The sequence below is a fragment of the Rhodanobacter terrae genome (assembly GCF_042657005.1).
GTDB lineage: Bacteria > Pseudomonadota > Gammaproteobacteria > Xanthomonadales > Rhodanobacteraceae > Rhodanobacter > Rhodanobacter terrae.
The window spans coordinates 46,576-69,809 of sequence record NZ_JBHSNG010000002.1 but is presented as its reverse complement, the minus strand read 5'-3'; the positions used below and the strand labels follow the sequence as shown (position 1 = coordinate 69,809).

Here is a 23,234-nt window from a genome sequence, read left to right as displayed (position 1 = left end):
GCGCGTATAACGAACCGGACATGGCCATGGCGGATTGAATCCGGCCAGGTCAGACCGCGATTCACCCGACGATCAACCGATGGGGAGCGATAACAGATGACTCGATGGAAAATCCGCCCGCTGCTGACGCTGGCCGGCGTGCTTGCGACCTTCGCGGCCGCCGCCACCGACCAGGCCCGCCACGAAGATGGCGGCATGCTCGGCTTCACTCCCGCCCATGCCGCCGCCCAGCAAAGCCTGGAACAGCGCTTCGACGCGCAGCTCGACCCCGCCGACCAGCGCAGCTGGCTCAAGCAGATGTCGTCGGCGCCCAACCAGGTGGGATCGCCGCACGACAAGGCGAATGCCGAGTTCATGCTGGCGAAGTTCCGCGAATGGGGCTGGGACGCACACATCGAGACGTTCAGCGTGCTGTATCCCACCCCGAAAAAGGTGGCGCTGCAGCTGTTGGGCCCGCACCCCTACACCGCCGTGCTGAAAGAACCTGTCGTCCCCGGCGATGCCACCTCCAACGCAGCCGGCGCCCTGCCCCCGTACAACGTCTATGGCGGCGACGGCGATGTCACCGCAGCGCTGGTCTATGCCAATTACGGCATGCCCGACGACTACAAGGAGCTGGCCCGCCGCGGCATCGACGTGCGCGGCAAGATCGTCATCACCCGCTACGGGGCCGGCTGGCGTGGCCTGAAGCCCAAGCTTGCGCAGGAGCACGGTGCGGTCGGCTGCCTGATCTATTCCGATCCGCGCGACGACGGCTACGCCCAGGGCGATGCCTATCCGCAAGGCGGCTGGCGCCCGGCGCAAGGCGTGCAGCGCGGTTCGGTGGCTGACATGCAGTTGTATCCCGGCGATCCGCTGACGCCCGGCATCGGCTCCACCCCGGGCGCCAAGCGACTGGCGATCAAGGATGCGAAAACCATCCTGAAGATTCCGGTGCTGCCGATTTCCTATGCCGACGCTACCCCGCTGCTGCAGTCGCTGACCGGCCCGGTAGCGCCGTCCGGCTGGCGCGGCGCGTTGCCGCTGACGTATCACGTCGGCCCCAGCACGGCCAAGGCGCACCTCACCGTGCTGTCGGACTGGAGCCAGAAACCGATCTACGACGTGATCGCCATGCTCAAGGGCTCCACCGCGCCGGACCAGTGGATCGTGCGCGGCAACCACCACGATGGCTGGGTGTTCGGCGCCTGGGACCCGCTCGCCGGCAATGTCGCCCTGATGGCCGAGGCCAAGGCGATCGGCGGCCTGGTCAAACAGGGCTGGCGGCCGCAGCGCACCCTGGTCTACGCGAGCTGGGACGGCGAGGAGCCGGGTCTGCTCGGCTCGACCGAATGGGCCGAGACGCACGCGGCCGAACTGCAGAAGAAGGCCGTGCTGTACCTCAACTCGGACACCAACGGCCGCGGTTTCCTCGATGCCGGCGGCAGCCATTCGCTGCAGCGCCTGGTCAACCAGGTCGCCGAGGGCGTGACCGATCCGGAAACCCACGTCAGCGTGCGCGAACGCATGCGCGCGCGCATGCTGGTCGAAGGCGCCGGCAAGGATGCGAAGCCCGAGGCCAAGGCGAACGCCAAGCTGGCAGCGGCAGGCGGCGACGTGCCGATCCAGGCGCTGGGCTCCGGCTCCGACTACAGCGCGTTCCTGGAACATCTCGGCATCGCCTCGCTCGACCTCGGTTTCAGCGGCGAGGACGACGACGGCGGCATCTACCATTCGCGCTACGACTCGTTCGACCATTACGTGCGCTTCGGCGACCCCACCTTCGAGTACGGCGTCGCACTCTCCAAGGTCGCCGGCCACATCGTGCTGCGTACCGCGGATGCGAGCGTCTTGCCGATGCGCTTCGGCGATTTCAGCAGCACGCTCGACCGCTACGTGGGTGAACTGCACAAGCTGGTCGACGACACCCGCAAGGCCACCGAGCAACAGCACCAGTTGCTTGACCTGCATGCGTTCGCGCTGACCTCCGACCCGACCCGGCCGGTCGCCCCACCCGCACGCGACTCCGACATGCCGGCGATCGACCTGGCCCCGCTGGACCAGGCCGCGAAGCGGCTCGAGCTGAGCGCGCAGACGTATCAGGCGGCCTACGATAAACGCGCCGCCGCGGGCTTCGACATGCCGGCCGCGCAACAACAGCAGCTCAACCAGTGGATGGGCGGCATGGAGCAGGCCCTGACCGATCCGGCCGGCCTGCCTGGTCGCGCCTGGTTCAAGCACTTCATCTACGCCCCCGGCATGCTCACCGGCTACGACGTCAAGACCGTGCCCGGCGTGCGCGAGGCGATCGAGGCACGCCGCTGGGACGAGGCCAACCGCTACGCCGTGGTCACCGCGAAAGTGCTGGACCGCTACGGCGAGCAACTCGACCGGCTGACCGCGCTGCTGAACAAGTAATCCGTCGCCTTCTTGCGCAGTGCGGCCCGATTGGCGCCCAACCTCGGCCTGCCGTGCTTTCTTCTCGTCACTCCGGCAAAAGCCGGGGTGACGTTGCGTATGGGCGAGGTTCGGCACTGATCAGATAATGCGAAAAAGCAGTTCGGCGCACGGACTTCTGCCGCACGCGACAGCCGCCGCACAGACGAGTAAAACGGGCCTGCCACCCAACCGGAAACGGTCACCGGAAGCTCATGTCGCTGCCTCGAGCAGGAACCAGGTTTGCATGCACGTTGCTGCTTGCCGGCATGTCGGCGGCGGCTCTGGCGCAATCGGCCGACTCGTGGCAGGCCCGTCAGGCCGAGGCCTCGCGCCTGTATGGGAACATCGTGCGCGACGCCGACCAGCACAAGGGGCTGCTGGCCCGCTACCAGCTCATGCGTGCGGCGTACGCCGGCAACAGGGATCCGGCCTTCCATCAGCTTTTCGACCAGTACCTGAGCTGGTATCAGACCTTTCTCGGCGACTATCCCGGTGCTTCGGCCACCTTTTCCATCAGACAGGCGCAGCTGCCGCAGGACAGCCCGCCGCCGCTGCCCGGCTCCGGGTACACCGCCCGCCCCGCACTCGAAGCGATTCCCGAGCTGGCCAGGAACTACCGGGCGGTGTTCCTCAACGAAGCGCACAACGTGCCGCTCACCCGCACCTTGACCGTGCAGCTGCTGGCCAGCTTGCGCGCGGAAGGCTTCGACTACTTCGCCGCCGAAACGCTCTCGCAGACCGACATCGGTTTGCAGGCACGCGGCTATCCGGTCGAGGGCAGCGGCTTCTATACCGAAGAACCGATCTACGCCGACATGGTACGCACCGCGCTGAAGCTCGGCTTCAAGGTGATCGCCTACGAAGCCACTTCGGACGCCACCGGCGATGCCCGCGAAGCCGAGCAGGCCGACAACCTCTATCGCCAGGTCTTCCAGAAAGATCCGCACGCGCGCCTGGTGGTCAATGCCGGCTATGAACACATCCGGGAATCGGGAACGTTTCTCGGCGGCGCGTCCATGGCCGAACACCTGCGCAAGCTCACCGGCATCGACCCGCTCACCATCGAACAGACCGTGTTGTTTCCGCATCGATCAGCCGGCGACGATCATCCAACCTACACCGCCGTCGTGCAGAAGCTGCGGCCGAAGGTGCCTATCGTTTTTCAGGACCAGGCCGGCAGACCCTGGATACTCCGTGCGGGCTACGACGTCAGCGTGTTCTTTCCGCCTCAGGCGTTGCGGCACGGGCGTCCCACCTGGCTGATCCTGGGCGGCGAGCGCAAGCCGTACTTCGTCAGCGGCGCCAGGTGCGTACGCCGATACCCATGCCTCATCGAAGCTCGCCATGCCGATGAGAGCCCGGATGCCATACCGGCGGATCGTCTGGTCCTGGAGCCGAAGTCCCTCAGCGAGTTGCCCATGACCCAGGTACATATCGCCGAGGGCCAGCCCGGCAGCGATCTTTACCTGCGACCCGGAAAATACCGGTTGACCTATATGGATGCGAACGGGCACGTGCTGGCTCGCGACGACATCGATCTCTAAGGCGCCCGCCCCCGATTTTGTAGGAGCGCACCCTGTGCGCGATGGTTCCTCCGGGTGTACCCCGCGAGGCCATTCGCGCACAGGGTGCGCTCCTACAGAAGTTCCGGGCAGAGCTCGGGGCGTCATCGGAGCCAAAGGCCGATGACATGCGGCAGCTCGCCCCATCAGGACGAAGTCACGGCCATCGCCTTACCCAACTGATGGGCTACGCGCGGTCGATCTCCTTCTGGCAAAGTGCAGCGATCCGCTGCCTGCGGCCCGAGGGAAATCCATATCATGCGCGTGTCCGTCCGGCTCTCACTTGTCACCTTGCTGGCGCTCGGTAGCGCCGGAGTCCTCGCGGCGACCGCGCCTGACGGTTCGGTGCCGTATGCACGCGACCCCACCCAGCCGATCGATCAGGGCTATACCGAGCAGATCCTCAAGTTCACCACCGATCCCTCGTTCAACTCGCCGCTGACCGATTACCTGCCCGCCTCGTCCAGCGTGCCCACGCCGGAGAAAGTGCTGGGCCACATTTCCGGCGCACCGAACTACCTGCCCTACTCGGCCGATGTCTATCGCTACTTCCGTACGCTGGCCGCGGCCAGTCCGCGGGTGAAGGTGTTCTCGATCGGCAAGACCGAGGAAGGCCGCGAGATGATTGCGGTGGCGATCGCCGACGAAAGCCTGCTGGCCGATCTGGACGCGAACAAGGCGCGCCTGGCCAAGCTGGGCGACCCGCGCAGCATCGACATGGACGACGCCGCCGCCGACCGGCTGATCGCGCAGTCCACGCCGGTCTACTACATCACCGGCACCATCCACTCCACCGAGTCCGGAGCGCCCACCGCGCTGATGGAACTGGCCTATCGCCTCGCGGTGGACAACGCGCCGTACATCCGGCACATCCGCTCGCACGTGATCACCCTGATCACGCCGATCGTCGAGGTCGACGGCCGCGACCGCATGGTCGACCGCTACAACTGGCACCTGGCGCATCCGGGCCAGAACTATCCGCCGCTGCTGTACTGGGGCCACTACGTCGCGCACGACAACAACCGCGATGCGATGGCGATGACGCTGAACCTCACCCGCAACGTGGCGGACACTTATATCGGCTGGCATGCGCAGGTGTTGCACGACCTGCACGAGTCGGTGCCGTTCCTGTACGACAACACCGTGGGCGACGGCCCGTACAACGCGTGGATCGACCCCATCCTCACCGGCGAGTGGCAGCAGCTGGGCTGGGACAACGTGCAGCAGCTGACCAAGTTCGGCATGCCCGGCGTGTTCACCCACGGCGACTTCGATACCTGGAGCCCGGGCTACCTGATGTTCATCGCCGCCATGCACAACGGCATCAGCCGGCTGTACGAAACGTTCGGCAACGACGGTGCCGATACCGTGCAGCGCATCCTCGATCCCAGCGACTACCAGCGCACCTGGTACAAGCCCAACCCGCCGCTGCCGACCGTGCTGTGGTCGCAACGCGACAACAACAACTACGAGCAGACCGGCCTGCTCACCGCGCTGAATTATTTTTCCGGCAATGGCCCGCTGTTCCTGAAGAACTTCTACCTCAAGAGCAAGCGCTCGATCGAGAAACCGCAGCAAGCCGGTCCGGCGGCTTACGTGTTTCCGGCCGACGACCGGCGCAGCGGTTCGCAGGCGCAGCTGCTGCGCATCATGCAGCTGCAGCATGCGGAAGTCAGCCGGATTACCGCGCCGGTCACGGTGACGTTGCCGAAGGCGAAGAAAGACGACGGCAAGACTCCAAAAACCACCACCCAAACCTTCCCCGCCGGCAGTTACGTGGTGCGCATGGACCAGCCGTACTCGCGCATCGCCGATACGCTGCTGGATCGCCAGTACTGGTCGCCGAAGGATCCGCAGCAGCATCCCTACGACGACACCGCCTGGTCGATGGGCGACCTGTTCGACGTGAAGGTCGTGCGCGTCACCGACAACGCCATCCTGAAAGCACCGATGGATCTCGTCAGCCAGCCCGTCACGGTGCCGCAGGGTCTGGCTGCGATCGACATCCCGAACGGAAAATTGCCGCGCATCGCGCTGATGCACACCTGGCTGGACACCCAGACCGAGGGCTGGTGGCGCATGGCGCTGGACAAGCTGCACGTGCCGTACAGCTATATCAGCACCCAGGACGTGGCGCGCAGCAGAAACCTGCGCGCGAAGTACGACGTGATCCTGTTCGGCCCGGTCGGCGGCGTCAGCACGCAGCAGATCATCGACGGCCTGCCGATGTGGGGCAATCCGATGCCGTGGAAGACCACCAAGCTGACACCCAACCTCGGCCATATCGATGCCACCGATGACATACGTCCCGGGCTGGGCGCCAGCGGACTCGCCAACCTCAAGCAGTTCGTGAGCTCCGGCGGCCTGCTGATCACGTCCGAGGACACCGCGAAATTCGCGATCGACACCGGCATGGCGCCGGGCGTGTTCGTCACGCCAGCTACCAAGCTGAAAGTCGTCGGCAGCGTGCTGCAGGCGAAGTTCGTCGATCGCAGCAGCCCGACCGCCGCCAGCTACACCCGCGACGAGCTGGCCTTGTACAGCGCGGCCGGCCAGTCGTTCACCGTGTCCAACCTGGTCACCGGCGACAAGGGCTTGCCCACCGCGAAGGACTTCCAGCGCCCGACCGGACGCGGCGGCCCGCACGACACCGACACGCCGGAAGGACGCGCCTCGATCGAGCCGCCGGCGCTGCCCGACGTCAAGCCGTGGCAGGCGCTGCCGCTGAACGCCGAGCAGATGCGCAACAACCCGAGGGTGATTCCGGATGGGCAGCGTCCGCAGGTGATCCTGCGTTATGCGGACACTGCACACCTGCTGATTTCCGGCCTGCTCGACGGCGGCGACGAGATGGCCGAACGCGCCGCCGTAGTGGATGCCCATTACGGCAAAGGCCACGTGCTGCTGTTTTCCAGCAACCCGATCTGGCGCGGCGAGACCATCGGCAGCTATCCGCTGGTGTTCAACGCCATCGTCAACTTCGACCGGCTGGATACGCCGTCGGCAAAACCGCAGGATGCGGCGTCACATTGAGCGGCCTCGAACAAACCTCGATTTTGTAGGAGCGCACCTTGTGCGCGATGGCTATTCGTTACGTCACGGAAGAGCATCGCGCACAGGGTGCGCTCCTACACGTGTTCCGGGCCGGCTGCAGGAACGTGGTCGAGATGAAGCAAGCCGCGCAATCGATGCGCCGGCTTACGCGCGATCGGTGGCCACGCCAGCGACCCGCTGGCGCGGTTGCGTGTCGTAGCACACGCTGACCCGGTTGCGACCTTCGCGCTTGGAAAGGTACAGCCCATCGTCGGCATGGATCAGCAGCTGACGCAGCTCGTAACCGGAACGGGCAATCGTGGCCACGCCGAAACTGGCGGAGATCGGGATGCCGGGCGTGTCATCGTCATCGCCACTGGTCGCCGTGGCGATCGCCACGCGGATCTGTTCGGCCCGGTTGAGCGCCTGTTCGAGTGTGCATTCGGGCAACACGATGCCGAACTCCTCGCCGCCGAGGCGGCCGAAGATATCCGTGGAACGCAGATGCTGCTGACATGCCTCGACCGCACGTTTCAGCACACGGTCGCCCACCGCATGCCCATGCGTATCGTTGACCACCTTGAAGTGATCCAGGTCGATCAGCACCAGGCAGGCCTGCCGTTCCGACTTCCGGCAGTACCGCAGCTGCAGCTCGGCCTCATTGACGAAATGCTGCCGGTTGAAGATCCCGGTGAGGCCGTCGCGCCGGGCCAGTTTCATGAAGCGCAGCTGCGAGCGCTTGACCCGGTAAGTCCACAGGGCAATCGATGCCAGCACTATCAGCAACAGGATGATATATAGCCGGCTGGTTTCCGCCGCCTTCTTGGCGAGCGTCTGCTGCAGCGTGAGAATCTGATTCTGCTTGTTCAGCGTGTCGATCTGCAGCTTTTTCGCCAGCACCTGTTGCTTGACGGTCTGGTACGCCAGCGCCTTGGCACTGACATCGTTCAGATAGCCCTTGTCGGCCGCCATGTATTTTTCGTGATAGCTCAGTGCAGCATCCAGGTCGCCCTGCTTCTTTTCTATCAGATACAGTAACGCATAGGCGTTGGTCAGCGACTTCGTGAACTCGTGTTTGACGCCGCCGTCAACGGCGGCTTTTGCATACTGTTTCGCCAGCGCGATACCTCCTTCGTTCCAATACGCCTGCGCCAGGGACGCATCAAAATCCGAAGTCAGTTCAGGGTAACCGATACGCTGGACATCCGCGTAGTTCTTCTGCAAAAGCTCGATCGCCGCAGCTGATTGACCATGTTCAATGTCAAAATTCGCCACATTGAAACGTATCAAATTGGCGAATAGGAACTCTGATTTCTTATTGCAGGCATCAATGGCCTCACTGGACTGCCTGTCTAGTGTCGAGAACTTGCCGCTCTCATAGAGCGACTGAACCTGGAGAAACCTACCTTTGCAGTCACCATCACCGACCGGGTTTTCCCGGAGCATCTGGTTCGCGTAGTTCAAGCCGAGATCGTATTGACCTGCGTCGTTGTAGAGCATTGAAGCGACGCCCAAAGTCTGAATGCGAGCATCCTTATCTGCAATCTGCGGCAACTGATCCAGTAACTGGCTTATCTGCGCAAACGCTTCCTCATAGTGAGATCCGATGGAAAGCATATTCACCAGGGTCGTGCCTGCGCGAAACCGCAGCGTGGCATCCGTGGATTCCGTAATGACTGCATTCAACAGCGGCGTTGCAGTTTCGTAATCACCTTGATAGCCAATGCCCCATGCCTGGAGATAGCGTAAATACATCTGCTGCTGCGGGGAAAGTCTGGTCGTCTCGCCGCCGAGCCGCTTCATCAGCTGCAGGAACTCGGGATGATCCGACGTCTTGATGCTGTCCGCATGCTTGAGCAGCCGCGAGAAATCGTCAGATGTGGGCACGGCCGCGACGGCCGTGCCCATTAGCATGGCCGCGAGCAATATCCAGCCAGCAAAGCATGCCCAGCAGTGTTTGCCCGATGGAAACATTAGATTAGGCCGCTGGGATCACGGCTCGACGACCTATGTGCTCAGGAGCCTCACCTGGTTCCCGTGACGGAGTTTCCTCGGTCTCGTCTTCTTCCTCCTCTTCCTCTTCGCCTGGGAAAAAAGCGACGCAGAGAGGAATTTGCCCGAGCAACGTCTCCAGGCGAGCCTGATCCTTGGTGAGAATTGCCGCCTGCAACTCTGGAGCAATCTCCGTACTAGTCAACGCCAGTTCCACCTCATCCTGCGATCCATGACGCAACTGCGCGTCCTGTCCCATCTGTTCCAGAAAATCGATGACATCCGTCATTAGTCTGCCCCCTGACAGTTGGTTGTTCCGATGCGCTATAGCGCTTGTTTCCCCGCAATGTCCGGTACAAGGAGAGAGCCTTGCCACGAAAAATCACTGCTTGGCTGAAAAGCTTGCCCGGTGTCCCCTTTGGGCAAGCCCGCCGCCAATTCTATGCCTGTTTCGGGCCGGAAGGCGCTATAGGCCGAATACGGCTGGTTCGTGCCTAAGTTGCACTGACCTCACGGCCGTCGCTATCGCGCACAAGGTGCGCTCCTACAGCTGCTCCGGACGGGGGTTCGAAATCTCCCATGGTCAGGCCGAAGGCTGTTCGAGAGCCCTCGTCCTTGCGACGAATCCGGCCGGCACAGCCTCCGTTATTTCGCCGCGTTCGCGCCTGGCTCCGCCGACGGCATCATCGCCTGGCGCGCGGCCCGGAACGGGCTGTCGGGATACCACTGCGGCCACACGCCGGGCTGGCTCAGCTGCCGCCCCAGTTCGTACAGCGCCTGGGTGTCCTCTAGGATGCCGGCGTAATCCCAGTGCGGATTGAACACATCGTTCGGCGTGTGATAACGGTGCGCCGTATAGTCCTCCGCCGCCTTTTCGCCGGCTGCCTTGCCGCCATCGAGCAGGTCGAGGCCCGAGCTGGCCAGCATCGCCGGCACGCCGGCCTTGGCGAAGTTGAAGTGATCGGAGCGGAAGTAGAAGCCGTTCTCCGGCGTGGTCTCCTGCGAGGTCACCCGGCCCTGTGTTTTCAGCACGTCGGCCAGCATGTCCTCCAGTTGCGACTGGCCTTTGCCGATTACCGTCATGTCGCGGGCGCGGCCGATGATAGGCAGCGCATCGACCGCGATATCGGCCACCGTCTTGTCCAGCGGGAACACCGGCTTGGCCGCGTAATACTGCGAGCCGAGCAGGCCCGATTCCTCCATCGTGGGCATGAAGAACAGCACGCTGCGCGGCGGCGGCGTCTGCTGATGCGCGAACGCGTCGGCGAGCTCCAGCAGCATGGTCAGACCGGTGCCGTTGTCGATCGCGCCGCTGAAGACCTGATGTCCCTTGCGGGTGGGATCGGTACCCAGGTGATCCCAGTGCGCGGTATAGATCACCGCTTCGTCGGGCTTCGTGCTGCCCTTTACCATCGCCACCACATTCTTCGATTCGAGGTGGCCGATCTTGTTGCGCAGGCTCAGCGACGCGGTGGCATCCAGCGGCACCGGCTTGAAGCCGGGTCTCGCCGCGGCCTTTTCCAGCTGGCCGAAGTCGAGCCCGGCGGCGGCGAACAGGCGCGTGGCGGCGTCGCGGGTCAGCCAGCCGGCCACCGGCAGGCGCGGCGCGGGATCGACCCTGGCCGGCAGGCTCAACTGCGGCCCGCTGCCGCTGTTCTGCAGCACGCTGAACGGATAGCCGGCGGCGGCATCGCTGGTATGCACGATGAAGCACGCCGCCGCGCCCTTGAGCGCCGCCTCCGCATACTTGTAGGTCCAGCGGCCGTAGTAGGTCATCGTGCGACCGCTGAACAGTTTCGGATCGCCGGTGGCGAAGCCCGGGTCGTTGACCAGCACGACCACCGTCTTGCCCTTCACGTCGACGCCCCGGTAGTCGTTCCAATGCCAGTTCGGTGCATCGACGCCATAACCCAGGAACACCACCGGCGAGTTCTTCAGGTCAACCAGGGCCTTCGCCTGCAGCGTCTGGGCCATCATGTCGGTGCGGTAGGCCAGCTTCAGCGGCTTGCCGTGTGCCGTGATATCCAGCGTCACCTTGGTATTCAGCAGCTCGGTGGAATCGGCCGGCACCGGCTGGTACCAGGAACCGTGGTTGCCCGGCTGCAGACCCATGCGCTTGAACTGCGCAACCAGCCAGTCGGTGGTGCGCTGCGCGCCTATCGTGCCGGGCTTGCGCCCGCCGAACGCATCGGAGGCGAGCGTCTTGTCGAACTGCGCAAAATCCGCGGCATTGATCTGTGGCGCCAGCGCCACCTCGGCAGTCGCCGGCCCGTTGGAGACCGCTGGCGTCGCCGCCATCAGCGAGCCCGCACCGGCAGCGAAGGCGAGCAGGAGAGCGGTGGTCATGGCACGCATCGAAGGACTCCAGCACTCGGGGACAAGCTGCTGTTTTAGCGCGACCACCCGCCGCTGTCCACGCATGTCGCCGCCGGCGCCGGGAATTCAGCCCGTCGGGAACACTTCCGGGTGGCCGACCACGCTGACCCGATTGCGGCCCTCGCGCTTGGCCCGGTACAACGCCTCGTCGGCATGGATCAGCAGCTGTCGCAGTTCGTAGCCGGAAAGAACCACGCTGGAGATGCCAAAGCTGGCTGAGATCGAAATGCCTAGCGCGTCGTCGCCACTGGCCGCCGTGGCGATAGCCACGCGGATCTGTTCGGCCCGGTTGAGTGCCTGTTCCAGCGTGCATTCGGGCAACACGATGCCGAACTCCTCGCCGCCGAGGCGGCCGAAGATATCCGTGGAGCGCAGATGCTGTTCACACGCTTCCACCGCGCGCTTGAGCACGCGGTCACCCACCGCGTGCCCATGCGTATCGTTGACCACCTTGAAGTGATCCAGATCGATCAGCACCAGGCAGGCCTGTCGCCCTGATTTTCGGCAGTACCGCAGCTGCAGCTCGGCCTCGTTGACGAAATGCTGCCGATTGAAGATACCCGTGAGGCCATCGCGCCGGGCCAGTTTCATGAAGCGCAGCTGCGAGCGCTTGACCCGGTAAGTCCACATGGCAATCGATGCCAGCACTATCAGCAACAGGATGATATACAGCCGGCTGGTTTCCGCCGCCTTCTTGGCGAGCGTCTCCTGCAGCGTGAGGATCTGGTTCTGCTTGCTCAGCGTGTCGATCTGCAGCTTTTTCGCCAGAACCTGCTGCTTGACTGTCTGGTAGGCCAGCGCCTTCGCGCTTACATCATTCAGATAACCCTTGTCGGCGATCATGTAGTTTTCGAAATAGGCAAGAGCTTCACTCAAGTTGCCTTGCTTCTTTTCGACTTGATACAAAACCTGATAAGCAGCCCTGGTCGATTCGGAATATAAGCCTCCGATTCCCTTGTTATTTTCGACAACGCGAAGTGCGTGCATTTTTGCCGACACCGCATCGCCGCTTTTCCAGTAAGCCTGTGCCAGCAGCTCGTCGAAATCGGAAATAAGCGGAGGAAAGCGCTTGCGTTGAACATCCGCGTAGTTGTCTTGCAGCAGGCCAATGGCTTCAGCGAGCTGCCCCTTCTGAATGTCAAACCTCGCGACGACCGACTTGAACATGCCGGCAATCAGGACATTTCCGGCACGATTACAGGCTCCCATGCCGCCACGGATTCGTTCACCGACGGCTTGCAGCCGCCCCTCCCGAAGAAGCGCATCGAGCATGTAGTACCAACCGATACAGGCATTCTTCGGATTATCACTTTCCTTGAGCAATTGCTCCGCATAGTTGACTGCCATGTCGTATTGCCCCGCCTCAAGATGCAATTGCGAAGCAACGCCAAGAGTTTGTATGCGAACCCTGTTTTCAGTGATCTGCGGAAGCTTCTCCAGAAGCGGGCTCAACCGTGCAAATGCCTCTTCATATCGAGATTGCGTCACCAGGAGGTCAACCTCAGTCGCACTCGCTCGAAACGAGAGAGTGGGATCTTCTGATTGATCCGCGATCGCCTTCATCAACGGAAGGGCCGCTTTAAAGTCCCCACGAAAGATAATCTGCCTTGCAACAAGATAACGCCGGTGCAATTGCTGCTGTGGGGAAAGCTTCAACTTGCCGTCATCAAGCCGCTGCATCAGCGCGGTGAACTCATTGATATCAGACGACTCGGCGCCATCAGCCAGCTTGAGGAGTTGCGCAGGATCCTCCGGCAAAGATGCGTGCTGCGGTTGGACCACGGCAGCGGCCCCAGCCAGGGGGAGCAACCCTATTGCTGCCACCGCGAGGAGCAGCCAGCTCGTCGTACGCGGTCGAGACATTCTCTGCCCTCTCCACCTCCACGCAAGAGCTGGAGTCATTGGGGTCATTCTCTGGGGTTCGTCGATGGTTCCTTCTTGACCTTGCCTCTATCACCCTCACCCTTGCCGTCTTCCTCACCTTCGTCCTTGTCGTCCTTGTCATCTTCGCCCTCGTCTTCCTTGGCGGGGTTGATATAGCAGCAGAAAGGCTCCTTCCCCAGCATCACTCCAAGCCTCTGTGCATCCTTCGCAAGAAGGGCATCGCGCAACTTCGAATCCATTGGCTGCCCCGCCAAAGTGGCGGCAATTTCTTCCGAAGAAGCGTAACGCAGCTGCGCATCCTGACCCATGCTTTCAAGAAAATCGATGACGTCGAACACTTGATGATCCCCTTATGCCGTTTCTCGACAGCAGACCGCATACTTCGTGCTGCAATCCGGCATATTTTGCAAAACTGTCGATATCCCCCGCCGAACCGGCACCTCGTGCCATCCTCTCACATCACTTTTCGCCTCTTCGGAACCCAGCCGAAGGCAGTACAGCACCTTGCCTGCTCGCACCTGCTCCGGCAGCCTGCCCAATCTCTCCACCAACGGTGTTAGCCGACATCGCGAACGGCATCAGACATCGCCCTGTCCAGCACATCCAGCCTCGCCCTCATCTCATGATCCACCTGCATGGCTCGCGCGGGCGGAATCACCACCGTATCGGCCATGCCGATATCCGCCTGCGGCAGATCGCCCAGCACCACCCGCTCGATACGTGGCGACTGGATCGGCAGCGTCGCCGTGCGATAGATGATCAGCTCGTGACCCAGCGGGTAGTCGCGCGCCAGCACGTCGACCAGCACCTGCTTGTAGGCCGGGCCGGTGGAGAAGCGGGCCAGCGACTGGTCGCCGACCAGGCCCACCTGCCACAACACCAGGTAGGCGGTCGGGTCGATCCGGCGCTGGTAGAACAGCAACTGGCTGGCCTCGAAATGCTGGCAGCCGAACCGGCCCGGATCGATGCCGAGATCCGCGTACAGGCAATCCTCGGCCGAAATGCCCGGTTCCATGCGCGCGGGATAGCCTTCGCTGCGGGCAATCTCGATGGACTTGTGCGGCGCCCAGGCGAACACGCCGGGATGGCCGTAGAACACCCCGCATACCCGTTTGCCTGCGCGCACTTCGGTCAGGATGGCATCGACCATCTGCCGATACGTCTGCATGCGCGACCTGCCCTCGCGGTAGTACGGCTGCAGGCTGCGCACATCCGTGTGCATCTTGTTCAGCCACAGCTCGACGATGCCGTCGGAGAGGCCGGCGAACACCACGTCCGCCTGCTCGATATGGCTGCGTGCCAGCGGGCCCAGATGCGAGCCCAGGGTCATGCCCAGACCCACGCAGACCAGGCTTCCGGGTGTACGTGTTGCATCCATGTGACTTGCTCGTCTGCGCCAGGGAGTGAGCGGCATTATTCACTTGCCCTGGGCAGTCGCGCCAGCTCAGCGGGTCGAAGCCGGATCCGGCTTCGGCGGAAACGCCTCCATCAACGGCCGGATCAGATCCAGCGGCAGCGGGAACACGATGGTCGAGGACTTGCCGTTGTTGGACATGTCGGCCAGCGTCTGCAGGTAGCGCAGCTGCAGTGCCTGCGGCTGCTGCGACAGCATCGCGGCGGCGTCGCGCAGCTTCTCGGCGGCCTGCATCTCGCCCTCGGCGTGGATCACCTTGGCGCGGCGCTCGCGTTCGGCCTCGGCCTGGCGGGCGATCGCGCGCACCATCGTCTCGTTGAGGTCGACATCCTTGATCTCGACGTTGGCGACCTTGATGCCCCACGGGTCGGTGGCCTCGTCGAGGATGGTCTGCAAGGTGTGGTTGATCGAGTCGCGCTGCGACAGGATCTCGTCCAGCTCATGCTGGCCCAGCACCGAGCGCAGCCGTGTCTGCGCCAGCTGGCTGGTGGCCTGCAGGAAATTCTCCACCTGCAGAACGGATTTGTCCGGTTCCACCACGCGGAAGTAGACCACTGCATTCACGCGCACCGAAACGTTGTCGCGCGAGATCACGTCCTGCGGCGGCACGTCCATCACGGTCACCCGCAGATCGACCCGGATCATCCGCTGCACGGCGGGGATCAGCAGCACCAGCCCCGGTCCCTTGGTGCCGGTATAGCGGCCCAGCGTCAGCACCACGCCGCGCTGGTACTCCGGCAGGATCTTGACCGCGGAGAACAGCAGCAATATGCCAAGGACTACGAGTATTCCGACGAATCCGAACATGACGCTATCTCCTGTGAATCGGTGAGATTGCCAACCGTGCCTTTAGCAAACCTTGCCCTTGCAGATCATGCCTGGCAGATCATGCCCTTGTGGGAGCGACTTCAGTCGCGACTATAGGTGCCTGCGGGGCAAGGGCATCGCGACTGAAGTCGCTCCCACAACAGGTCGCTCCCACAACAATTGGTCCTGCAATACAGGTCCCTTGTGTGGATCACGCCGGCACCACCCACAACAGCAAACCCTGCCGGCGCACCACGCGCACCCGCGCGCCGGCTGGCAAGGCGCTGTCGCAGTGCACGCGCCAGCGCTCGCCATGCAGCATCACCCAGGCCTCGCCGCCGGCGCTCACCGGTTCCAGCAGCACGCCGGACTCCGCGGTCATCGCCACGTCGTTGAACTGATGGGCGCGCCGCGAACGCAAGACCAGCCAGACGATCAGCCCCAGCAAGGTCGCCGCGCCGAAGGCCAGGCCGCCGATGACGCCGAGGTTGACGCCGTAGCCCGGCACATCCGCCTTCATCAGCATCACCGAACCGATCACGAACGAGACCACGCCACCGGCGCCCAGCGCACCTATCGTGGGATTGACCGCCTCCGCCACCAGCAGGCCGACGCCGAGCGCCATCAGCGCCAGGCCCGCATAATTCACCGGCAGCAATTGCAGCGCGTACAGGCCGACCAGCAGGCAGATGCCGCCGACGATGCCCGGCAACATCGCGCCGGGGTGCATCGCTTCCATCACCAGGCCGAACATGCCGGCCAGCAGCAACAGGTAGGCGATGGTGGGGTTGGTGATGACGGCCAGAAAACGCGTGCGGGCGCCCGGCGCGTAGTTGCGCACGCTTGCGCCCTTGAGCTGCAGCGTGACGCTGCGATCGCCTACCTGCACCTGGCGACCGTCCGCCCTGGCCAGCAGATCGGCAACGTCGGCCGCCACGAAGTCGATCACGTGGTGTTGCGCCGCTTCGCTGGCGGTCAGCGTGGCCGCGCCGCGCACGGCCTGTTCGGCCCACTGCGCATTGCGCCCGCGCAGTTGCGCCAGCGAGCGGATGTAGGCGATCGAATCGTTCAGCACCTTGCGCGACTCGGCATCGTCGCCTTCGGCCGACTTGTCTTTCAGCACGGAACTGGCGGCCGCAGGCATCGGCGTGGCGCCACCCAGCTGGATCGGCGTCGCCGCACCCAGGTGCGTGGCCGGCGCCATCGCGGCGATCTGCCCGGCATACAGGATGTAGGTGCCGGCCGAGGCCGCGCGCGCGCCGCCGGGCGCGACATAGACCAGCACCGGCAGCTTGCAGCCCAGCATGCCGGTGATGATCTGCCGCATCGAATCGGCCAGGCCGCCGGGCGTGTCCAGCCGCAGCACGATCGCCACCGCGCCGTCGGCCAGCGCACGCTGCGAGGCATCGTCGAAGTATTCCGCTGCCGCCGGGCCGATCGGGCCGTCCAGCGAGATCTGCGCCACCATGGCCTGGGTCGCCGTGCGATCGGCAGGCGGCGGGGCCGCGACCGCTGGCATCGACAGCAGGCAGAAAATCGCCACCCCGCCCAACCAGGACCAACGTGTCATCCCATCGAACTCCCGGCGACATCAATGTCGATGCGGCTATCGTAGCGCGGACGATGTATACAAACCGATCATTCGTCGCTACCGGTACGGGTCCCGCACCGCCGTTCAGCACATGGGGAACGCCACCTTGGCCGGCCGCTTCCGCCCTGCGCTCCGGCGGCCCGCGGCCACGGCCGCATCAGGCGGCGAGCTCCTGCCCGGTGCGGGTCGAGAGTTCGGGCACGGCGTCGATTTCGAACGCCCTCCACCACGCCGATTGAAGAACGGAATCGGGCGCTACGGTTTCGCCCGGGCGCGGCTGCACCAGCCGTACGCCCTGCTCCGCCGCCAGCGCGCGGATGCGCTCGGCCGGCTCGTCCCAGCGATGCATGGCCAGATCGAACGTGCCCCAGTGCACCGGCATCATCGTTCCGCCGCGCACCAGTCGATGCGCGGCGATCGACTGCTCCGGCTGCATGTGCACGTCCGGCCACAGTTCGTTGTACGCGCCGCATTCGATCAAGGTGAGATCGAACGGCCCGTGGCGCTCGCCGATCTGCGCAAAGCCCTCGTGCATGCCGGTGTCGCCACTGAAGAACAGGCGCTCGTTTGCGCCGAGTACGCACCACGACGCCCACAGCGTGGAGTTGCCGTCGCGCAGCCCGCGACCGGAGAAATGCTGCGCCGGCGTGGCGACCAGGGTCAGCGGGCCGAAACTCGCTTCCTGCCACCAGTCCAGTTCCACCACGCGAGCGGCCTCCAGGCCCCAGGCGATCAACCGCCTGCCAACCCCCAGCGGCGTGTAGAAACGCTCGACCTTGCCGAACAGCGCGCGGATGGTGTCGCGATCCAGATGATCGAAGTGATCGTGCGAGAGCAGCACCGCGTCGACCGGAGGCAGCTGCGCCACCGTCAGCGCCGGCGGCGTGAAACGCTTCGGCCCCGCGAACGGCAGCGGCGAAGCGCGTTCGCTCAATACCGGATCGGTGAGCAGGCGCAGACCGTCGATCTCGATCAACGCGGTGGAGTGGCCCAGCCAGGTCACCCGCAACGCCTGTGAGGCCGGGCCGCCCAGTACATCGGCACGCACCGGCGCCACCGGCAACGCCGTGCGCGGCTTGCGCCGGATGCCGCGGTTGACCCAGAACTCGCGCATCACGGCGCGCAAACTGCCGGCGCGAGTATCGGCCACATTGCGGAAACGGCCGCCGTGCCAGGCGACCGCGCCGGCGTGGCCGGCATCCACCGGCGCGCGGTGCAGCACGCGCCACACCGCGAACACGAGCCCAGGCACAGCGAAGACGATCAAGCTGGTTACCATCACGAATGACTCCGTCAGCAAGTAAACGATATCGTGTACTTTATGCCGGCGCGCAAAGAAAGTAAACTACTCCGTATACTTTCAGGAGCCGCTCTTGAACCGCAGCCTCAGCAAACGCAACGCCATGCTCGACGCCGGTATCGCCGAACTCGCCGAACAGGGGCTCGCCGGCGCCAGCATGGAATCCATCGCCAGCCGCGCCGAGGTTTCCAAGCGCACGCTGTACAAACACTTCCCGTCCAAGGAGGCCGTGTTCGAGGCGGTACTGTTGCTGCTGATCGAGCGCGTGGCGCCGCTGGGCAAACTGCACTTCGACAAGAAGCGCGACTTCGCCGAGCAATTGCGCGAGATCGCCGTGCTGGAAATGCTGCTGATCTGCGATCCCGACTTCATCCGGCTGAGCCGCGTGCTGATGGTCGAATGCATGCGCTCGGAAGAGCGCAGCCTGACCTTGATGGCGCAGTTCGGCGAGAAGGAACACGGCCTGTTCCGCTGGTTCAGCGAGGCCGGCAAGGCCGGCAGACTGGGCAAGCTCGATCCGCGCGCCGCCGCCGACACCTTCATGGCGATGCTGAAATCGTCCACTTACTGGCATTCGGTGATCGCATGGCAACCGCCGCCGGACAAGGCCACGCAGAAACGCGTCATCGACGAAGCGTGCCTCACCTTGATCAGCCGGCTGAACAGCGTCGGCACCCACTGAAGTAGATCCATCGCGGTCAACCTTTTACGGTCCACTGGAGATAGACATGCCCAAGATCGATGTGACTTCCGTAGCCCGGCGCAAGGGCTCGGGCTATCCGGCCCCGTTCGCGCAACACGCCAGCGAACGCGTCAGGCAGGCTCTAGGCAACGCCGGCGGGCTGACCGATTTCGGGGTCAACCTCACGCAGCTGCCTACGGGCGCGTGGTCGAGCCAGCGCCACTGGCATTCGCGCGAGGACGAGTTCGTCTACGTGCTGTCGGGCGAGCTGACCTTGATCACCGACGCAGGCGAGCAACTGCTGCGCGGCGGGGATTGCGCCGCCTTTCCCGCGAATGTCGCGGACGGCCACCATCTGATCAACCGCAGCGACACGATGGCCGTCTATCTCGAAATCGGCAGCCGCCGCGACGACGATACCTGCAGCTACCCCGACATCGACCTGCACCTGACACGAGCGGACGGCGGTTTCACGCACAAGGACGGTACGAAGTACGCCTGATCAACCGTTGTTTCGTCATTACCGCAAAAGCGGAAATCCGGTGTCTTTCGCTTCGCGCGGTGATGGGCAAGGCGCTGGGTCCCGGATATCGCTTCGCGATTCCGGGATGACGGGCGCGAAGTCAGGACGTTCCACTCAATCCCGCAGCGGCCAGCGCCCCAATACCTGCTGCTGCGGCTGTCCGACTACGCCGTGGATCAGAGCGACTTCGTCCACCCGCCACGGCACCGGTTCGATCGCCGTGGGCTGCAACAGCACGCCATGGCTATAGGCCAGGGTGACATGCGGCGTGAATGTCCGTTCCAGTTGCCGGCCCTGCCCGGCCAGCAACAGTGCGCGACGCAGCTCCTGCCACAATTGTTGCAGCGGCTCGGGCACCACCGAACAGCGCAATACGCACGGCGGCTGGCGCCCATGGAAACCCGCCGCATGGTCCAGCAGCCACTCGAAAGGCGCAATGCGGATGCTGTCCGCCGCCGTTTTTGCGGCAGCGACGATATCCGGCCGCAGCATCGGGTGATCGCCGAGGAAATGCAGCGTGGCGTGATAACGGACCGGATTGACCCATCGTGCACGCAGCTCGGGGCACTGGAACCTGAGCGTGTCGGCCACCGCGGCGAGGCGGGCACGCACGGAATCGCCGGGTATCAGCGCGAGGAACAGGCGATGGATTTCGGCCGGCCCGGCCTGCGCGTCGCCAAGCAGGTCGAGCTGCGGGATATCGCCGGGAGTTTGTCGAATCGCCATCTGTCTATCATGCCGTCCGCAACAAGTGAGTGACCACTCTTTCCTGGTGCCCATGACGCGCAGGGAAAGATGGCAGAGTGGATTGGGACGCCTGGCAATCCGCGTCCGCCAGAGAACGTCTGGACAGGCTTCTGCCCGTCGTCGAGATGCCTGTGTACCTGTGGGGAGCGACTTCAGTCGCGATGGCCGCGGCATCGCGGCGCCGCAGCTGCTCGACGCACAAGCGAGCGGCGCAACGACTGCTACACCGTCGCGACTGAAGTGGCTCCCACACAATCAGCCGCGGCCGATGTGCACCTTTCTCCTGATCGCAGAAGACTTCGTCCCTAAGGGTGGGTCTGGATAAGTCCGAATTTTCCAATGCCTGTCACCGCAAGTCATCAAGATAAAGCGCGCTCAATTTTTGCGTCTGGGCTTGTTTGGACCATCCCCTGAGACCAGCTTCTACGGCATGCGAGCCTGTCCGGCCGTACCCGCCGGCTCCGGCGTGGCACGTAGATGCTGGCCGACCAGGGCCGCACGGATCGCGCGCAGCTTGTTCTTGATCGTCGCCTCGTTGGCGGGGCCGACACGGAGCAGCAGCTTCTGGCCGGCCGACAGCGATTCCAGCGCCGGGTCGGCGTAGACGTAATAAGTCCTGGAGTGCACCAGTGCGGGCGGTTGCGCCGGTTCCGGCGCCGTCAGCAGGTCGTCGATCACCGCGATCAGCCGATCGTTGAAGTAGCCCTTGGGATAGCCAAGCTGCCGGTAGGCCTCCTGGAACAAGGGATACGCGTGCACGTACCAGGCCACCAGCGCCTGCGGATCGGCAGCTTCGATGATCTTCATGTAAGCCGCGTAGCGTGCCGCATTCCTGGCGCCGATCACGGTGGCGCTGCCGTTGTCGTCCGTGCTGAATGCACCTTTCGGCGTGCGTACCGGCAGCATGTAGACGCTCAATCCGCGGCGCGGCAGCGAATCGATGGTGGCCACGATGCGCGCGATGAGCTGCTGGCGCACCAGCAGCGACGACAGCTCGTCGCCGGCCAGCCTGGTGAGCGCCGAGGCTGCATCGGCGTCGCTGTCGCTCAGGGCCGGCAGCGCCGCGGTCGAGGCGGATGCCGGTCCCGCCTGCGCCTGTTCGATCGGATGCCGGACCGGCACGCTGGCAGCTGCAGCCGGCGTGAGGTTCGAGGCGGTTGAAGCTGCCGGTGCCACCGCGATCTGCGGCGCACTCAAATGCATGGCCTTGTATGCGAGGTACCCGCCTGCCAGCAGAATGCCCAGCACCACGATCACCGCGCCGATCCAGCTGCCCACCGATGCACGTCTTCTCACGATTTTTCCCGCCTCTTTGCTTGATCGTGGTGTTTGACTTGTCCACGCATGATTCGTTCATCCTGCTGCGGTTTTTCCCGTCCATCCGAGTCTGCGTGAACCCACCGCACAGGCATTCCATATAGGATGGTCGCGCTTGCGCTCCTTTCCGGCGTCTCGACGGTAAACGCCGCCTCGCTCCCTCTCACGCTTCATCCCGCCGGCATCGGCCGGGACGTCGCCCTCACTGGAGTGCCCATGCCGGGCTACACCACTCGCGAACTCGTGGTCCGCCTTGGCGGTCATGACTACCGCATCCGTGCGCTGAGCGACCTGCAGCAGTTCGCCGACCCTCATCAGCTGGCCGAGCGCGCCGGCATATCCTCGGCACTGTGGAGCCTGTTCGGGCAGGTGTGGCCGGCGGGCCGCGTGCTGGCGGAGGCGATGTCCACACACGACGTCGTGGGCAAGCGCATCCTCGAGCTCGGCTGCGGCCTGGGCCTGTCCAGCCTGGTGCTGCAGCAGCGCAGCGCCGACATCACCGCCAGCGACCACCACCCGCTTGCCGATCCGTTCCTGCGCCACAACGCCGCCCAGAACCAGCTGGCGGCGATCGGGTACTGCGACCTGCGCTGGGAAGTGCCCGACGTCGCGCTGGGCCGCTTCGACCTGATCATCGGCAGCGACATCCTGTACGAGAGCGGACACGCCGAGCTGCTCGCCGCGATGGTGCAGCGTCATGCCCTGCCCGATGCCGAGGTGCTGATCACCGATCCCGGCCGCGGCAACAGTGCACCGTTCACCCGCGCGCTCGCCGACCAGGGTTTCACCGTCATCGAACTGCGCAGCCGCTTCGATGCAGCCGATGTCGCACCGTTCCGCGGCCGCCTGCTGAGCTACCGGCGCGGCGACGTGATGGCGAATGGCCTGCCGACGCGGATCCACTGAACGGCGGCGGCCTGCCGATGCCGCTCCGGCATCCCTTCGATAACAACACGGTCACATGCCGGCGACACGGCTGCGACAAGAATCAGGCATCGCCGGTCTGCGCCCGCGCGGCACGCCCGTACCGACACGCTCCCCCGCGCGACCGATTGCCCGGCCGGAACAATGGAGAGAGCGCCCATGAAAACCCGATGCGTCTTCAGCACATCCGACCTGGCCGCCGCCCGAATCGCCATGGCCGCGGCACAGAAAGCCGGCATCGACGATGGCGACATCTCGCTGGTCGCCCGCGAGGACATCGAGCTGGAACGAATCCCCGATCACCTGATGCAGGGACGCAACGACTTCTATCCCGCCGCGCTGCGCGGCGGCGCCTGCGGCGGCGGCACCGGCCTGCTGCTGGGACTCATCGCGGTGGCCATACCGCCGCTGGGCGTGACTTTCGCGGGCGCGGCCGCGATCACCGTGGCGGGCGCCGTGTTCGGGAGCTGGATCGGCGAGCTGGTCGGGTTCGACGTACCCGACGTGGTCAGCCGCAAGTTCAAGGATGAAATCGCGGCCGGCTGCATCCTGGTGGTGATCGACGCCGACAAAGAACAGCTCGCGGTGGCCGAGCCCGCGGTCGCCCGCACCGGCGCCACTCCGCTGCCGTTCCATGCGCACACCGTATTGACCTAGGCAGCAC

At 64.4% G+C, this 23,234-nt stretch carries 18 protein-coding genes; 7 read left to right on the top strand and 11 right to left on the bottom strand.

Annotation, left to right across the window (positions count from 1 at the left end):
* The first annotated feature begins 96 nt into the window (after positions 1-96).
* The 3 genes from ACFPPB_RS02205 to ACFPPB_RS02195 all read left to right on the top strand — a co-directional run bounded on the left by ACFPPB_RS02205 (position 97) and on the right by ACFPPB_RS02195 (position 7,013).
* Positions 97-2,397, top strand: a complete 2,301-nt coding sequence (locus ACFPPB_RS02205) for a transferrin receptor-like dimerization domain-containing protein (RefSeq protein WP_377323976.1) — start codon at positions 97-99, stop codon at positions 2,395-2,397.
* A 233-nt stretch (positions 2,398-2,630) separates the two neighbouring features.
* Positions 2,631-3,962 (top strand): hypothetical protein, encoded by a 1,332-nt coding sequence (locus ACFPPB_RS02200; RefSeq protein ID WP_377323974.1) that lies wholly within the window; start codon positions 2,631-2,633, stop codon positions 3,960-3,962.
* 276 nt (positions 3,963-4,238) lie between these two features.
* Complete coding sequence (locus tag ACFPPB_RS02195; protein ID WP_377323972.1) at positions 4,239-7,013, top strand: M14 family zinc carboxypeptidase; 2,775 nt, start codon at positions 4,239-4,241, stop codon at positions 7,011-7,013.
* Positions 7,014-7,178: 165 nt separating this feature from the next.
* Here ACFPPB_RS02195 and ACFPPB_RS02190 read toward each other — a convergent pair whose 3' ends face one another.
* From ACFPPB_RS02190 to ACFPPB_RS02150, 9 genes are all read right to left on the bottom strand, one after another.
* Positions 7,179-8,921 carry a GGDEF domain-containing protein gene (locus tag ACFPPB_RS02190; protein WP_377323970.1) on the bottom strand — a complete coding sequence of 581 codons (1,743 nt, stop codon included), beginning with the start codon at positions 8,919-8,921 and terminating at the stop codon, positions 7,179-7,181.
* Between the two features lie 70 nt (positions 8,922-8,991).
* A complete protein-coding gene (locus tag ACFPPB_RS02185) occupies positions 8,992-9,294 on the bottom strand; it encodes a hypothetical protein (RefSeq protein ID WP_377323968.1) in 303 nt (100 codons plus the stop codon).
* A 356-nt stretch (positions 9,295-9,650) separates the two neighbouring features.
* A complete protein-coding gene (locus tag ACFPPB_RS02180) occupies positions 9,651-11,351 on the bottom strand; it encodes a M28 family metallopeptidase (protein ID WP_417715087.1) in 1,701 nt (566 codons plus the stop codon).
* A 96-nt stretch (positions 11,352-11,447) separates the two neighbouring features.
* Positions 11,448-13,244 carry a tetratricopeptide repeat-containing diguanylate cyclase gene (locus ACFPPB_RS02175; protein ID WP_377323964.1) on the bottom strand — a complete coding sequence of 599 codons (1,797 nt, stop codon included), beginning with the start codon at positions 13,242-13,244 and terminating at the stop codon, positions 11,448-11,450.
* Positions 13,245-13,288: 44 nt separating this feature from the next.
* Complete coding sequence (locus ACFPPB_RS02170) at positions 13,289-13,603, bottom strand: hypothetical protein (protein WP_377323962.1); 315 nt, start codon at positions 13,601-13,603, stop codon at positions 13,289-13,291.
* A gap of 218 nt (positions 13,604-13,821) precedes the next feature.
* Positions 13,822-14,643, bottom strand: a complete 822-nt coding sequence (locus ACFPPB_RS02165) for an SAM-dependent methyltransferase (RefSeq protein ID WP_377323960.1) — start codon at positions 14,641-14,643, stop codon at positions 13,822-13,824.
* A gap of 66 nt (positions 14,644-14,709) precedes the next feature.
* Positions 14,710-15,486 carry a slipin family protein gene (locus ACFPPB_RS02160; RefSeq protein ID WP_377323959.1) on the bottom strand — a complete coding sequence of 259 codons (777 nt, stop codon included), beginning with the start codon at positions 15,484-15,486 and terminating at the stop codon, positions 14,710-14,712.
* 211 nt (positions 15,487-15,697) lie between these two features.
* Positions 15,698-17,005 (bottom strand): NfeD family protein, encoded by a 1,308-nt coding sequence (locus tag ACFPPB_RS02155; RefSeq protein WP_377324475.1) that lies wholly within the window; start codon positions 17,003-17,005, stop codon positions 15,698-15,700.
* 229 nt (positions 17,006-17,234) lie between these two features.
* Positions 17,235-18,356: an MBL fold metallo-hydrolase gene (locus ACFPPB_RS02150; protein ID WP_377324473.1), complete on the bottom strand. Its 1,122-nt coding sequence runs from the start codon at positions 18,354-18,356 to the stop codon at positions 17,235-17,237.
* A 94-nt stretch (positions 18,357-18,450) separates the two neighbouring features.
* On the opposite strand from ACFPPB_RS02150, the gene ACFPPB_RS02145 reads away from it, so the two are divergent.
* Positions 18,451-19,059 (top strand): TetR/AcrR family transcriptional regulator, encoded by a 609-nt coding sequence (locus ACFPPB_RS02145; protein WP_377323957.1) that lies wholly within the window; start codon positions 18,451-18,453, stop codon positions 19,057-19,059.
* A 46-nt stretch (positions 19,060-19,105) separates the two neighbouring features.
* Complete coding sequence (locus ACFPPB_RS02140; protein ID WP_377323955.1) at positions 19,106-19,561, top strand: cupin domain-containing protein; 456 nt, start codon at positions 19,106-19,108, stop codon at positions 19,559-19,561.
* A 135-nt stretch (positions 19,562-19,696) separates the two neighbouring features.
* On the opposite strand, the gene ACFPPB_RS02135 is transcribed toward ACFPPB_RS02140, so the two are convergent.
* Both ACFPPB_RS02135 and ACFPPB_RS02130 read right to left on the bottom strand, forming a co-directional pair.
* Positions 19,697-20,308, bottom strand: a complete 612-nt coding sequence (locus ACFPPB_RS02135) for a 2'-5' RNA ligase family protein (RefSeq protein ID WP_377323953.1) — start codon at positions 20,306-20,308, stop codon at positions 19,697-19,699.
* Positions 20,309-20,752: 444 nt separating this feature from the next.
* The gene (locus ACFPPB_RS02130; protein WP_377323951.1) at positions 20,753-21,625 is read right to left on the bottom strand and encodes a DUF3014 domain-containing protein; all 873 of its coding nucleotides are present in this window, start codon (positions 21,623-21,625) and stop codon (positions 20,753-20,755) included.
* 237 nt (positions 21,626-21,862) lie between these two features.
* Between ACFPPB_RS02130 and ACFPPB_RS02125 the strand changes: the two genes are divergently transcribed.
* Positions 21,863-22,552: a class I SAM-dependent methyltransferase gene (locus ACFPPB_RS02125; protein ID WP_377323949.1), complete on the top strand. Its 690-nt coding sequence runs from the start codon at positions 21,863-21,865 to the stop codon at positions 22,550-22,552.
* 177 nt (positions 22,553-22,729) lie between these two features.
* Complete coding sequence (locus ACFPPB_RS02120) at positions 22,730-23,227, top strand: hypothetical protein (protein WP_377323947.1); 498 nt, start codon at positions 22,730-22,732, stop codon at positions 23,225-23,227.
* The last annotated feature ends 7 nt before the right edge of the window (positions 23,228-23,234 follow it).

Bases quoted from the DNA above. Each gene is read 5' to 3' on its own strand.
- ACFPPB_RS02205 (WP_377323976.1), top strand. From the start codon at position 97: ATGACTCGATGGAAAATCCGCCCGCTGCTGACGCTGGCCGGCGTGCTT.
- ACFPPB_RS02200 (WP_377323974.1), top strand. From the start codon at position 2,631: ATGTCGCTGCCTCGAGCAGGAACCAGGTTTGCATGCACGTTGCTGCTT.
- ACFPPB_RS02195 (WP_377323972.1), top strand. From the start codon at position 4,239: ATGCGCGTGTCCGTCCGGCTCTCACTTGTCACCTTGCTGGCGCTCGGT.
- ACFPPB_RS02190 (WP_377323970.1), bottom strand. From the start codon at position 8,921: ATGGGCACGGCCGTCGCGGCCGTGCCCACATCTGACGATTTCTCGCGG.
- ACFPPB_RS02185 (WP_377323968.1), bottom strand. From the start codon at position 9,294: ATGACGGATGTCATCGATTTTCTGGAACAGATGGGACAGGACGCGCAG.
- ACFPPB_RS02180 (WP_417715087.1), bottom strand. From the start codon at position 11,351: ATGACCACCGCTCTCCTGCTCGCCTTCGCTGCCGGTGCGGGCTCGCTG.
- ACFPPB_RS02175 (WP_377323964.1), bottom strand. From the start codon at position 13,244: ATGTCTCGACCGCGTACGACGAGCTGGCTGCTCCTCGCGGTGGCAGCA.
- ACFPPB_RS02165 (WP_377323960.1), bottom strand. From the start codon at position 14,643: ATGGATGCAACACGTACACCCGGAAGCCTGGTCTGCGTGGGTCTGGGC.
- ACFPPB_RS02160 (WP_377323959.1), bottom strand. From the start codon at position 15,486: ATGTTCGGATTCGTCGGAATACTCGTAGTCCTTGGCATATTGCTGCTG.
- ACFPPB_RS02155 (WP_377324475.1), bottom strand. From the start codon at position 17,005: ATGCCAGCGGTCGCGGCCCCGCCGCCTGCCGATCGCACGGCGACCCAG.
- ACFPPB_RS02150 (WP_377324473.1), bottom strand. From the start codon at position 18,356: ATGGTAACCAGCTTGATCGTCTTCGCTGTGCCTGGGCTCGTGTTCGCG.
- ACFPPB_RS02140 (WP_377323955.1), top strand. From the start codon at position 19,106: ATGCCCAAGATCGATGTGACTTCCGTAGCCCGGCGCAAGGGCTCGGGC.
- ACFPPB_RS02135 (WP_377323953.1), bottom strand. From the start codon at position 20,308: ATGGCGATTCGACAAACTCCCGGCGATATCCCGCAGCTCGACCTGCTT.
- ACFPPB_RS02125 (WP_377323949.1), top strand. From the start codon at position 21,863: ATGCCGGGCTACACCACTCGCGAACTCGTGGTCCGCCTTGGCGGTCAT.
- ACFPPB_RS02120 (WP_377323947.1), top strand. From the start codon at position 22,730: ATGAAAACCCGATGCGTCTTCAGCACATCCGACCTGGCCGCCGCCCGA.